Raw genomic sequence first — 12,445 nt, 5'->3', positions numbered from 1 at the left:
CCCATCCGGCCGCACCCCGCACCCGCTGCACGGCGACGGGAACGTCCGGTCGGACCGGCAGGCCGTCCCCGGCCGGGGACGGCCGGGGTGGCGGGGCGGCTACGCCGGGGTGCGGGGGGCCCGGCGCATGGGCCACAGGAGGGGGCCGCCGCCCGGGAGCCGGACTTCGCCCTGGACCGTGAAGCCGAAGTGTTCGTAGACGGGCAGGTTGGCCGGCTTCGAGGACTCCAGGTAGACGGGCAGGCCCGCGGCGTCGGCCCTGGCCAGGCCCGAGCGCAGCAGCGCCGCCCCGTGGCCCTGGCCCTGGCCGGCCGGGTCGGCGCCGATCAGCGCCAGGTACCAGTGCGGCTCCTGCGGCGCGTGCCGGGCCGCCGCCTCGACGGCGTCCCGGAAGAGGTGGGCCCGGTCCCCGAGCAGGGCCGTCAGCTCCTGGATGGTCTCCGCGTCGGGCACGGCCTTCTCGTGCCCCTCGGGCGATACCCAGAAGGCGGCCGCAGCAGCGGTGCGCTCGCACACCCCGTGGCGGAGGTACTGGCCTGTGTAGAGGGTGCTGAAGTAGCGGGCCAGGGTCTCCTCGCGCGAGGTCTCGGCGGGGAAGAACCAACTCATCATCGGGTCGTCGTGGAAGGCGCGGGCCAGGGCGCGGCTGATCGACGGGGCGTCGTCGGCCGTTGCCGTCTTCGGCTGGTTCGTGATCGACATACGGGTCATTCTGCACCCTGATGATCTTGAAATCGGGCGGGGGGTCCGGTTGACGCCCCGCCCCTACGTGCCGGTAACTTGTGGGCGGCCGAGCAGACTTCGACGCGGGGAGCGCCACCGTGCCAGACCACGACCTGACCGGCTTCACCGAGGGCACCTTCCGTCATGACGGCGCCACCCGCCGGGTGCTGCGCCGCGGCTCGGGGCCGGCGGTGATCGTCATCGCGGAGATCCCGGGCATCACCCCCAAGGTCCTCCGGTTCGCCTCCCGGGTCGCGGAGGCCGGATGCACCGCCGTGCTCCCGGTGCTCTTCGGGGAACCCGGCCGTGACCCGGACCCCGCCGCCGTCGGCTGGCCGAAGGCGGGGCGCTACCTGGCGGCGTCGATGTGGCGGGTGTGCGTGAGCCGGGAGTTCACCCTGCTGGCCACGGGGCGCAGCGGGTGGTGGGCTGGCTGCGGGCGCTCGCCGCCGCCGAGCACGAGCGGTGCGGCGGCCCCGGCGTCGGCGCCGTCGGCATGTGCCTGACCGGCGGCTTCGCCCTGGCCATGGCCACGGACGAGCGCCTCCTCGCCCCGGTGCTGGCCCAGCCGTCGCTGCCGCTGGCGTGCACCTCCGGCCGTGCGGGCCGCATCGACATCTCCCCGGCCGACCTGGCCGTCGTCCGCGGCCGGTGCGAGCGCGAGGGGCTCCAGGTGCTCGGGCTGCGCTTCCGGGGCGACCGGCTGGTGCCCGGGGACCGGTTCGCGTACCTGCGCCGCGAACCGGGCGAGGCGTTCGTCGCCGTCGAGCTGGACGACGACGCGGCCGACCCGGCGAGCGCGCTGCCCCCGCACTCCGTCCTGACGGAGCACCTGGTGGACGAGCCCGGCGAGCCCACCCGGCAGGCCCTGGACACCGTCCTCGACCTGTTCCGGACGCGCCTGCTAGCAGCCGGGCCCCGCTGACGGGTCGGGTTCGTGGTGCCAGGCCGTCTCGCCCGTCCCCAGGGTGAGCGTGACGCGCGGCCGCATCGGCCCCTCGCCCCGGCGGGAGAGCACCACGACCTCCTCGACCCGCGCCGGCGTACTGCCCAGGAGGACGGCACACTCCGCGGCGAGGCGGCGCGGATCGCGGGTACGCCCCAGTGACAGGTGCGGGGTGAAGCCCGGGTGGCGGCCCCGGCAGCGGGGGAAGGGCTCGGCCAGGGCCTCCTGGAGCGCCGTCCAGGGGCCCCGGCCCGCCGCGGCCGGGTCGAGCCACAGGGTGGCGTACGCGCGGTGGCGGAAGGCGCGTACGCCGCTGAGGCGGATGGCGAAGGGCGCGCACCGCGCGGCCGCTGCCGCCAGCAGCGGGAGCGCGGCGGGGAAATCGGCCTCCGGGACGAAGCCGAAGAGCAGGTTCACGTGCGGTGGCCAGCGGCGGATCTGGGGGTCGTGCTCCGCCCTGATGCCCTGGACGGACGGCCACAGCCCCGCCGGCGGAAGCCAGGCGACGGCGGTCCGGGGCGTCGGGGCCACGTCGAGGAATCCCGGTACTCCGGCGGCGCCGCCCCCGCCGGCCGCAGGCAGGCTCACCGCGCCATCATCTCCCGCATCCGGCCCGGGCGGCGCCCAGGGGGCGGATGGGGGCCAGGTCCGGGCGGGAGGCCAGTGCGGCGTGGACCGCCCGCAGCAGCGGGAGCGGGGTGGCGGCGGCGTCCAGGGCCGGGGCGACGTCCTTCGCGGCCGGCGCCACCGGGAAGTGCGAGCCGGCGGCGAAGGTGCGGGCGACCGCTCCCGCCAGCGGGCCCCTGGCCGGTTCCCCGCGGACCAGGTCCGAGGGCCTGGCCGAGCCGGAGCGCTTCGGACACCAGGGCCACTCCCCCGATCACCGCGTCGATCAGGACCAGCTTGAGGGCGGCCCCGGCGCCGGGACCGCCGCACTCGGTGATCTTCCGGATGACCCGTTGAGGCGCGGCCGGCGGTAGCCCCGGCGGCAACGCACGGCGCGCCGTGCGGGAGCCGGCGCGGCCGTGTCGGGGGCCGGGCGTGACAGACTCCGCGCGGAGTCCCGAGCACCGTCCCCGCGGGAGGCCCCCCGTGTTCCACCGCCCCGTCCCCGTCTACGCGAGGACCGCCGCCCTGGCCGTCGGCGCCGTGGTCCTCGCCCTCGCCCTCGCCGCCGTACCCTCACCCGCGGCGCCCGCTCCCCCGCCGGCCGCCGGGCCGCGGGTGACGGTGGTCGGGACGGCTCCCGGGAGCGCGACGGCGCTGGCCGGGTACGCGATCCAGTCGACGGCGAAGGTCACGGAGCCCGCCGCCACGGTGTCCAGCCCCGGCTATCCGGCGGCCGGCTGGTACCCGGCCGGCCCCCGCTCCACCGTGCTCGCGGCCCTGCTCGCGGCGGGCGCGTACCCCGACCCCTTCTACTCCGCCAACCAGGAGGAGATCCCGGCCGGGGACTTCACCGTGCCGTGGTGGTTCCGGGCCGACTTCTCCGTCCCCGACACGAGCGCCCGTACCCACCTGGACTTCAGCGGGGTGATCTCCGCCGCCGACGTCTTCGTCAACGGGCGCCGGATCGCCGGCCCGGACACGGTCGCCGGGGCCTACACCCGCCACGAACTCGATGTGACCGACCTGGTCCGGGCCGGTACCAATACGGTCGCGTTCCGGATCCAGCCCAACGATCCGCGCGAGCGGCTCACGACGGGCTGGCTCGACTGGCTGCAGCCTCCGCCCGACGCGAACATGGGCATCGTCCGCGACGTCACGGTCCGCCGGGGCGGCCCGGTCGCCCTGCGCGACGCCCACGTGGTGGCGTCCCTGGCCCTGCCCTCCCTCTCCTCGGCCGATCTGACGGTCAAGGCGCGGGTGCGCAACGACGCCCCGACCGCCGTCACCACCACGCTCTCGGGCACCGTCGGCCCGGTCGCGGTCAGCCGCAGCCTCACCCTGGCCGCGCACGAGAGCCGCACCGTGGTCTTCTCCCCCGCCGACCACCCCGGCCTGCGGCTGGCCTCCCCGCGGGTGTGGTGGCCCGCCGCCATGGGCGGGCAGCCGCTGTACTCCCTCGACCTGACCGCGACGGTGGACGGCCGGCCCTCCGACACCGCGCACCAGTCCTTCGGGATCCGTGACGTACGGGCACCGCTGAACGCCGACGGGGCGCGCCAGTACGTGGTCAACGGACGCCCGCTGTTGATCAGGGGCGGCGGCTGGTCCCCCGACGAGTTCCTGCGCTGGGACCGCACCTACGCCGAGGACCGGCTGAAGTACGCCCTGGACCTGGGGCTGAACACGCTCCGCCTGGAAGGACACCTCGAACCCGACGAGTTCTTCGACCTCGCCGACCGGTACGGGATCCTCACCCTGCCCGGGTGGGAGTGCTGCGGCAAGTGGGAGGGAGAGGTCAACGGCTCGGAGGCCGGGGTGGGATGGGAGAGCGCCGACTACCGCGTCGCGAAGGCCTCGATGGCCGCCGAGGCCGCACGGCTGCGCCACCACCCCAGCGTGGCCTCCTTCCTGATCGGCAGCGACTTCGCACCGGACCGCAGGATCGAGCAGGGCTACCTCGACGCGCTGAAGGACGCCGACTGGACGGCGCCGGTGATCCCGTCGGCCTCCGACCGTCCCTCGCCGATCACGGGCGCCTCCGGGATGAGGATGACCGGTCCCTACGACTGGGTCCCGCCCGGCTACTGGTACGCCAAGCGGGAGGGCGGTGCCACCGGCTTCAACTCCGAGACCAGCGCCGGACCGGACGTACCGACCCTCGACACGCTGCGGCGGATGATGTCGCCGGCCGAGCTGGACACCCTGTGGAGGGACCCTTCCGCGGCCCAGTACCACCGTTCGCCCTCGCGCACCTTCGCGACCCTCAGGCTGTACGACGCTGCCCTGGCGGCCCGTTACGGCCCCCCGACGGGCCTGGAGGACTACGTGCGCAAGGCGCAGCTCGCGCAGTACGAGAACGTGCGGGCGCAGTTCGAGGCGTACGCCCGCAACGCGAAGGACGCCTCCGCGCCGTCGACCGGTGTCGTCTACTGGATGTTCAACAGCGGCTGGACCTCGCTGCACTGGCAGCTGGTGGACCGCTACCTCGACCAGGGCGGGGCGTACTTCGGGGCGAAGAAGGCGAACGAGCCCCTGCACGTCCAGTACGGGTACGACGACCGGACGGTGTCGGTCGTCAACAGCGGGACGCGCGCGGTCTCGGGTCTGACGGCGCGGGTGACGCTCTTCGACCCCGACGGCACGCAACGGTACGACCGGACGGTGCCGGGCCTGAGCGTGGGGGGCGGCGGCGCGAGCAGCACCGCGCTGACCCTGCCCGAGTCGGTCGAGGGGCTGTCCACCACACATCTCGCGCGGCTGCTGCTCACCGACGGCGCGGGACGGGAGCTGAGCCGCAACGTCTACTGGCTGTCCACCGAGCCCGACGAACTCGACTACTCCGAGACCGACTGGTACCACACGCCGACCACCGCGTACGCCGACCTGCGGGGGCTGAACTCGATGCCCCGGGCGGGCGTCACGGCGACGGCCGCCACGACGGCGGACGGGCGGGGGACGTCCACGACCACGGTGACGGTGCGCCACGCGGGTGCGGGCAGCGCCCCGGCCCTGCTGACGGACGTCCACCTGCTGGGAGCCGGGGGCGCGCCGCTGCTGCCCGTCCGGTGGAGTGACAACCAGATCACCCTCTGGCCGGGCGAGTCGGCGACGCTGACGGCGACCTACCGCACGTCCGGCCTGCGCGGTGCGGAGCCCGCGCTGCGGATCTCCGGCTGGAACGTCCCGACGGCGACGGTCCCGGCCGGCTGACGGCGGGTGACGTGCCTCCTCGGACGGGCGTCCGCAGGGGGCTGCGGTCGCCCTGGGTGCCCGGCGTCAGGGGTGGTCGTACCAGGAGAAGGCGGCGATGCGCCAGCCCTGGGGGGTGCGGACGAACTGGATGGTCTTGGTGCCGCCGCCCTCGAACGGTTCGCCGTCCAGGACCCCGGACTTGCGGTACTCGCCGAAGCGGGAGGCGATGTCGCCCCGGATCTCGGTCCGTTCGGAGGTCTCCCACTCGCGGAACTCCGTCAGCCGGCCTTCGGACAGGAGCCGGCGGCGGGGCTCGACGAACTCGTCGACGGTGTAGACGGTGAAGTCCGGGCCGGTCTTGACGATCACTCCGCCCGGCAGGACCAGGCGGCCGATTTCCGCGAGATCGGCCTTCCTGCCGCCCCGGTTGTCGAAGGCGCCGAAGAACTCGGCGGTCACCAGGTCTATTTCGGTCTTGGCCATGGCGTGACGGTAACACCGGGGGCGTACGCCCGGGGATGTACCCGTCGGCGGATGTAGTCCCGTGAGCCGATGGCCGACCGCGTGCGGATTCCTAGCATTCAGGCATCGGAATCAACGGACGGAGAGCGCGATGAAGCACAGGATCCTTGCCGGGGCGGTCGTTTCGCTGCTGATGGCCGGCACGGTGATCGGCGCCGGTCCGGCCCGGGCCACGGCTGCGGCGGAGCCGTCGGCGGACACCGTGATGGCGTTGCCCGCGCCCGGCGGGCGGCAGCCCATCGGCAGGAGCGTCCTCCACCTGAAGGACGACAGCCGCGCGGACCCATGGGTGCCGGGGACGCGCCGCGAGCTGATGGTCTCGCTCTGGTATCCGGCCGGCCGGCCCTCGGGGGTGCCGGCGCCGTACATGACCGGGAAGGAGTCGGAGCTCTACGTGAAGGAGAACGCGGACCTCCTCGCCCGGCACGGGGTGGTCCTGCCGGCCGACGCCTTCACCAAGGTGGCCACCCACGCGACCGTCGACGCCCCGCCCGTACGGACGCGCGGCGGACTGCCGCTGGTCCTCCTCTCCCCCGGCTTCGGCATGCCGCGCGCCACCCTGACGGGCCTCGCGGAGGAGCTGGCCGGCCGCGGCTACGCCGTCGCCGGGATCGGCCACGACCACGAGTCCTCCGTCACCTCCTTCCCCGACGGGCACACCACCACATGCGACGCGTGCGGAAAGGCCCCCTGGCCCACGGTCGGGGCCGTCCGCGCCCAGGACGTCTCCTTCGTGCTGGACCGGCTCACCGGCCGGGACCCGGTGTGGGGGAACGGCACGCTCCTCGACGCGGACCGGGTCGCGATGGTCGGGCACTCGGCCGGCGGCTTCAGCACCGTCCCGGCCATGCTGTCGGACCCGCGGATCAAGGCGGGCGTCGACATGGACGGCAACTTCCACGTCCTGCCCGACCGGCCGCTGGACCGGCCGCTGCTGATGCTGGGCCGGCCCGGCCACGTACCCGGCGGCGACGACGCCACCTGGGAGAAGACCTGGGGCATGACGACCGGCTGGAAGCGCTGGCTGACCGTCGACGGCACCCAGCACCTCTCCTTCACCGACCTGGCGGTCCTGACCAAGCAGCTCGGGGTCCCCTTCCAGCCCCTCGACGGCGACCGCGCCGACGCCGCCACCCGCGCCTACGTGTCCGCGTTCATCGGCACGCACCTGGGCTGCGGCGGCGCGTCGCCGCTGCTCGACGGGCCGTCGCCGCGGTTCCCGGAGGTGCGGTTCCACCAGCCGTGACGGCGCCGGTGCGGCGGCACCCGAGAGCGGGCAGCGGCGGCGGAGCGCCGCCCCTGGGGCCTACGCGACGCCGGGGATCTGCCGGGCCGCGAAGGCCGCCCGCACCGCGTCCGCCTGCGTGTCGCCGTACATCCGGCGGGCCGTCTCGATGGTCGTCAGCGCCGCGTCCCGGAAGCTGGTGCCGGGTCCGAAGCCGAACTGCGCGTTGATGATGATCCGGTCGGCGGTGCGGGCACCCAGGGCGTTCCGGATGTCGAACAGGGCCGGAAACACGCCGCCCGGCCGCGGCCAAGGAACCCCGGGGGTGAACTCCTGCCCCTGCCACGGCCGGATGGCCGTACGCCGCCCCGGGAACGGAGCCCGGAGCGGCCGGCCGGCGCCGGCGCCTGCGGGTTTCTTAGCGGAACGTTAGATCTGGGCGGTGGCCCTTGTCCGGGTCCGGCGGCGGACCCATGCTCTGGGCACCCCCTCATCCGGGGCGTTCCCCCTCCCCATCAGGGACTTCCCTCTGGAGCCGCCATGTCCTCGTCCGCCGTCACCCCCGAGTCGCCGCCGCGGGACGAGCGCGCCAGGCGCCGCCTCGCCCTGATCGGCGGGTCGCTCGGCAACCTCGTGGAGTGGTACGACTGGTTCGTCTACGCCAGCTTCGCGATCTACTTCGCCGACTCATTCTTCCCCGGCGACAACCCGACCACCCAGCTGATGAACACGGCGGGCATCTTCGCGGTCGGCTTCCTGATGCGCCCCGTCGGCGGGTGGGTCCTCGGCCGGGCCGCCGACCGCCACGGACGCAAGAGCGCGCTCACGCTCACCGTCACCATGATGTCCGTGGCCGCCCTGCTGATCGCCGTCGCCCCGACCTACGGCCAGGCCGGGTACTTCGGCGCCCTGGTGCTGCTGATCGCCCGGCTGCTCCAGGGGATGAGCATCGGCGGCGAGTACGCGGCCAGCGCCACGTACCTCACGGAGGCGTCGGCCCGCGACCGGCGCGGCCTGGGCTCGTCCTTCCAGTACGTGTCCATGACCTGCGGCCAGCTGCTGGGCCTCGGCATCCTCATCACGATGCAGCACACGCTCACGCCGGCCCAGCTCTCCGGCTGGGGGTGGCGGATCCCGTTCGTCGTCGGGGCGCTGTTCGCCGTGGTGGTCTTCTGGCTGCGGCGGCGGCTCCAGGAGACCGACGCGTTCACCGAGGAGTCCTCGTCGGACGGCGTGGCCCGCGACGACAGCCCGCGCGGTTCGCTGAAGGCGCTGTGGCAGCACCGCCGGCAGGCGGGGCTGGTCATGGCGCTGACCCTCGGCGGCACCGTGGCCTACTACACCTACACCACCTACCTCACCAAGTACCTGGTGGGCAGCGCGGGCATGGCCAAGACCACGGCCACGCTGGTGAGTTTCACGGCCCTGACGCTCTTCGCCGTGCTCCAGCCCTTCGCCGGGATGCTGTCCGACCGGATCGGCCGCCGTCCGCTGCTGATCACCTTCGCGGTGGGCTGCACGGTCGGCACGTACCCGATCATGACGGCCCTCGGGTCGGCGGACTCCTACTGGCCGGCGCTGGGCCTGTCCCTCCTGGCCCTGGTGATCGTCACCGGCTACACGTCGATCAACGCGGCGGTCAAGGCGGAGCTGTTCCCGACGCACGTGCGCGCCCTCGGGGTGGCGCTGCCGTACGCCATCGCCAACGCGCTGTTCGGCGGGACGGCGGAGTACGTGGCGCTGTGGTTCAAGAGCAGCGGCCACGAGAAGATGTTCTTCTGGTACGTGTCCGGCTGCGCGCTGGTCTCGCTCGTGACCTACGTCCTGATGCCGGACACCCGCAACGCCGCGCTCAGCCGCGCCGAGGCCGCATCGGACGGCGGTCCCCGCGGCGGCGACGACGGCCCGTCGGTGAAGGCCGCCGCGGGGGCCGCCCGCTGATCCCGCCCCTCTGATCCGCCCCGTGACCCGCGACGGCGGCTCCCGTAAGCTGCTTCCGCCCCCGGCCACGGGCACCGGTCACGCGTCTCGAGGTAACCGTCATGCACGCACTGCTCGTCGAGGACGACGACCGCATGGCCCGGGCCCTCGGCACCGCCCTCGCCCAGCGCGGGCACACGGTCCGCCGGGCGGCCCGGGCGCTGGACGCGCTGCGGCACGTCCGCGAGGCCGAGTTCGTGCTGCTGGACCTGGGCCTGCCCGACCTCGACGGGCTCGAACTGCTGCGGCGGCTGCGTACCGTCTGTGACGCACCGCTGATCGTGGTGACCGCGCGCTGCGAGGAACGCGACGTCGTGCAGGGGCTGCGGGCGGGAGCCGACGACTACGTCGTCAAGCCGTTCCGGATGGCCGAGCTGATGGCGCGGATCGACACCGTGCGCCGCCGGACGGGCCCACGGGCCGCGCACGCGGGCGCGGGCCCCGCACACGGCCCGGGCCGGCCGGTGCGCAGCGGGGACGTCGAGGTGGACCTGGCGGGCCGCACCGTCACCGTGGCCGGTGCTGAAGTGCGCCTGACGCGCCGCGAGTTCGACGTGCTGGCCTTCCTGGCCGCACGACCGGACGAGGTGCACTCCCGGGAGGAGATCCTGGACCGGATCTGGGGCGACGCCTTCCTCGGCGCGTCCCGCTCCCTGGACGTGCACGTGGCCGGCATCCGCGCCAAGACCGGCCGTTCCGGCCTGGTCCGTACGGTGCGCGGGTTCGGCTACCGGCTCGGCGCGCCGGCCGCGGACGGCGAGCGGGACGACGGCCCGTGAGGCGCAGGCTGCTCGCGGTGCTGATGGTGCTCATGGGGGCCGCCGCGCTGCTGCTGTGCGTCCCGCTGGCCGACGCCTACGCGCGCGGGCGGACCGAGCACCTCCTCCTGCAACGGCGTTCGGAGGCCGTGCGCTTCGCCGACCTCGCCGACCGCACGGGCACCGGCGCCGACCGGGCGGAGCTGGCGGCCGAGATCGGCCGGTACGCCCAGCTGTACGGGGCGGGCGTGCTCGTGGTCGACGCGGCGGGGGCGACGGTGGCACGGGCCGGAGCGGGACCGGCCCTGGAGGCCCTGACGGAAACCGGGGCGGACGCGGGCGGGACCCGGGCCGCCGCGGCGGACGCCCGGCACCGCGCGCTGACGGGCCGCTCCACCGACCGGCTGCCCACGCTGCGGCCCTGGGGCCCGGCGCGGGTGGTGCTCGCGGAGCCGGTGGGGCGCGACGAGCGGGTGAGCGGGGCGGTCCTGCTGGCGGTCCGCACCGACGCCGCCCGCCGGGACGTGGCGGTGCGCTGGTCGCTCATCGCCGCCGGGGCGGTCGCCGCCTTCGCCGCGGCGGCCCTGGTGGCGGCGGGCATCACGCGCTGGCTGATGCGCCCGCTCCTCGATCTGGACCGGGCGGTGGAGGGGCTCGCCGCCGGCAGCCTCCAGACCCGGGCGGTCTCCGGCACCGGCCCGCCGGAACTGCGCCGGCTGCGGCGGCACTTCAACGCCATGGCGCAGGCCCTGGCCGACTCCATCGGCCGCCAGCGCGACTTCGTCGCCGACGCCTCGCACCAGCTGCGCAATCCGCTGGCCACCCTGGTGCTCCAGCTGGAGAACATCGAGCCGCACCTCGCGCCCGGTCCCGGCCGGGCCGAACACGGCCGCGCGCTGGAGGAGGCGGAGCGGCTGGAGGAGCTGCTCGACGGGCTGCTGGCGCTGGCGCGGGTGGAGTCGGCCTCGGTGGAGCTCCACGAGCAGGACGTGGTGCGGGCGGTACGGGAGCGGGTGCGGGCCTGGACCCCGGTCTTCGGGGCCGCCGGGGTGGAGCTGACGGCCACCCTGCCCGGGGAGCTGCGGGCCCGGGCCCTGCCGGACGCGGCGGGGCGGATCCTGGACGCGGTCCTCGACAACGCGGTGAAGTTCGTGCCGCGCGGGGGCCGCGTGGAGGTGGGCGCCCGGCGGGGCGCGGACGGAACGGCCGTCGTACGGGTCGCCGATGACGGCCCCGGTGCCCCCGCCGACCAGCTCCCGCTGCTGCTGCGGCGTTTCGCCCGCCTGCCCGCACACCAGAACGTGCCCGGCAGCGGGCTGGGCCTGGCCATCGCGGACGAGATCGCCCGGGTCAGCGGCGGCCGGCTCGGCGTCGGCGCCAACGAGCCGCACGGGCTGGCGGTGGAGCTGCGGCTGCCGTCGGCGTGACCGCCGGCCGGCCGGGGACCGCCCGACCGGGCCCGCTCAGCCGTAGACCGACCGGTAGTGGGCGGCCGCGCCCGGGTGGAGGGGCACCGCCCCGGTCGAGATGGCGAACCGGGGTTCGAGCCGTACCCCGGCCGTGACGTCGCGCAGCAGGTCGCGCCACCGGTCGAACACGACCCGGAGCAGCGCGCTCACGGCGTCCGCCGCCACGTCGTCGCGGGCCAGGAGGTAGTTGCCGACGCCGAGGGTGCCGATCGGCGCGGGCAGTCCGTACGCTCCGGCCGGCAGGGTGACGGCCGTGTAGACGGGGCCGTGGCGCTCGCGCAGCGGGGCCACGTAGCCGTCCAGCGCGAGGAAGCGCAGCGGGAGTTCGCGCGCGAGCTCCGACAGTGCCGGGGTGGGCACGCCGCCGGACCAGAAGAGCGCGTCGACGGTGCCCGTGCGCAGGGCCACCGTCGATGCGGCGAGGCCCAGCTGCCGTTCGTACGCCGGCGAGGGGTCCGCACCGGTCCCGCTCAGTCCGGCCGCCCGCAGGATGCGCCCCGCGACCACCTGGACCCCCGACCCGGTCGCGCCCGCCGCGACCGGGCGCCCGGCGAGGTCGCGCACGGCGTGCACCGGCCCGGCGGCCGGGACGAGGAGGTGGGTGTAGTTGACGTAGACGCGGGCGAGCGCCGCGACCGCGGCCGGCCGGGCGAACGGCTCGCGCCCCAGCACCGCGTCCTCGGCGACGTCCGCCATGGCCAGGGCCAGGTCCACGGACCCGTCGTCCAGCTGCTTCAGGTTGTCCACGCTCGCGGCGGTGTCCACCGGCACGATGGCCAGGCGCTGACCGCTCGTGGCGGCGGCGCGTGCGAGGGCCTGGCCGAAGGCGTTGTACGGGCCCCCGCGCGGACCGGTCGCCAGCCGCAGCCGGCGCACCGGGCCGGAGTCCGCTCCGCAGCCGGCGAGCACCGCCGCGCCCGCACCGAGCCCGGCCCCCAGCAGCCGCCGACGCGCCATCCCCGTTCCGGTCACGGCGGCAGCGTAGCCGCTCACCCGTCCGGGCGGCCCCCGGCGGTCCGGC

The 12,445-nt window shown here is 75.3% G+C and carries 13 protein-coding genes; 7 read left to right on the top strand and 6 right to left on the bottom strand.

Annotated elements, in window-relative coordinates; genetic code table 11:
• Positions 1-99: 99 nt before the first annotated feature.
• Positions 100-711, bottom strand: coding sequence for a GNAT family N-acetyltransferase (locus ACZ501_RS18335; protein WP_468796522.1), 612 nt, complete (start codon positions 709-711; stop codon positions 100-102).
• Positions 712-821: 110 nt separating this feature from the next.
• Here ACZ501_RS18335 and ACZ501_RS18330 point away from each other — a divergent pair, with 110 nt between their 5' ends.
• Both ACZ501_RS18330 and ACZ501_RS18325 read left to right on the top strand, forming a co-directional pair.
• Positions 822-1,229, top strand: a complete 408-nt coding sequence (locus ACZ501_RS18330; protein ID WP_468796520.1) for a hypothetical protein — start codon at positions 822-824, stop codon at positions 1,227-1,229.
• Entirely contained in the window at positions 1,145-1,648 is a 504-nt protein-coding gene (locus ACZ501_RS18325; protein ID WP_468796518.1) for a hypothetical protein, read from the top strand. Before ACZ501_RS18330 ends, ACZ501_RS18325 begins: the two co-directional genes overlap by 85 nt.
• Here ACZ501_RS18325 and ACZ501_RS18320 read toward each other — a convergent pair.
• Positions 1,628-2,257, bottom strand: coding sequence for a 2'-5' RNA ligase family protein (locus ACZ501_RS18320; RefSeq protein WP_468796516.1), 630 nt, complete (start codon positions 2,255-2,257; stop codon positions 1,628-1,630). The two genes, ACZ501_RS18325 and ACZ501_RS18320, sit on opposite strands and share 21 nt — an antisense overlap.
• Before the next feature lie 7 nt (positions 2,258-2,264).
• The gene (locus ACZ501_RS18315) at positions 2,265-2,417 is read right to left on the bottom strand and encodes a hypothetical protein (protein WP_468796514.1); all 153 of its coding nucleotides are present in this window, start codon (positions 2,415-2,417) and stop codon (positions 2,265-2,267) included.
• Between the two features lie 344 nt (positions 2,418-2,761).
• Between ACZ501_RS18315 and ACZ501_RS18310 the strand changes: the two genes are divergently transcribed.
• Positions 2,762-5,488 (top strand): glycoside hydrolase family 2 protein, encoded by a 2,727-nt coding sequence (locus ACZ501_RS18310; protein ID WP_468796512.1) that lies wholly within the window; start codon positions 2,762-2,764, stop codon positions 5,486-5,488.
• Positions 5,489-5,554: 66 nt separating this feature from the next.
• Here ACZ501_RS18310 and ACZ501_RS18305 read toward each other — a convergent pair whose 3' ends face one another.
• Positions 5,555-5,953 carry a nuclear transport factor 2 family protein gene (locus ACZ501_RS18305; protein WP_361610948.1) on the bottom strand — a complete coding sequence of 133 codons (399 nt, stop codon included), beginning with the start codon at positions 5,951-5,953 and terminating at the stop codon, positions 5,555-5,557.
• Positions 5,954-6,083: 130 nt separating this feature from the next.
• Here ACZ501_RS18305 and ACZ501_RS18300 point away from each other — a divergent pair, with 130 nt between their 5' ends.
• On the top strand, positions 6,084-7,238 hold the full coding sequence (locus tag ACZ501_RS18300; protein ID WP_468796510.1) for an alpha/beta hydrolase family protein: 1,155 nt from the start codon (positions 6,084-6,086) through the stop codon (positions 7,236-7,238).
• Between the two features lie 60 nt (positions 7,239-7,298).
• On the opposite strand, the gene ACZ501_RS18295 is transcribed toward ACZ501_RS18300, so the two are convergent.
• Entirely contained in the window at positions 7,299-7,511 is a 213-nt protein-coding gene (locus ACZ501_RS18295; protein ID WP_468796508.1) for a hypothetical protein, read from the bottom strand.
• Positions 7,512-7,757: 246 nt separating this feature from the next.
• Between ACZ501_RS18295 and ACZ501_RS18290 the strand changes: the two genes are divergently transcribed.
• The 3 genes from ACZ501_RS18290 (at position 7,758) to ACZ501_RS18280 (ending at position 11,382) form a co-directional block, all read left to right on the top strand.
• Positions 7,758-9,158, top strand: a complete 1,401-nt coding sequence (locus tag ACZ501_RS18290) for an MFS transporter (RefSeq protein WP_468796506.1) — start codon at positions 7,758-7,760, stop codon at positions 9,156-9,158.
• 101 nt (positions 9,159-9,259) lie between these two features.
• On the top strand, positions 9,260-9,976 hold the full coding sequence (locus ACZ501_RS18285) for a response regulator transcription factor (protein ID WP_361610996.1): 717 nt from the start codon (positions 9,260-9,262) through the stop codon (positions 9,974-9,976).
• Positions 9,973-11,382: a sensor histidine kinase gene (locus ACZ501_RS18280; RefSeq protein WP_468796504.1), complete on the top strand. Its 1,410-nt coding sequence runs from the start codon at positions 9,973-9,975 to the stop codon at positions 11,380-11,382. Before ACZ501_RS18285 ends, ACZ501_RS18280 begins: the two co-directional genes overlap by 4 nt.
• Before the next feature lie 36 nt (positions 11,383-11,418).
• Here the strand turns inward: ACZ501_RS18280 and ACZ501_RS18275 are convergent, their stop codons facing one another.
• The gene (locus tag ACZ501_RS18275) at positions 11,419-12,396 is read right to left on the bottom strand and encodes a TAXI family TRAP transporter solute-binding subunit (RefSeq protein ID WP_468796502.1); all 978 of its coding nucleotides are present in this window, start codon (positions 12,394-12,396) and stop codon (positions 11,419-11,421) included.
• Between the last annotated feature and the right edge of the window lie 49 nt (positions 12,397-12,445).

Source organism: Streptomyces sp. NPDC034085 (assembly GCF_055575555.1).
The sequence above is the reverse complement of the archived record's forward strand: the minus strand, read 5'-3'. Positions and strand labels throughout refer to the sequence as shown.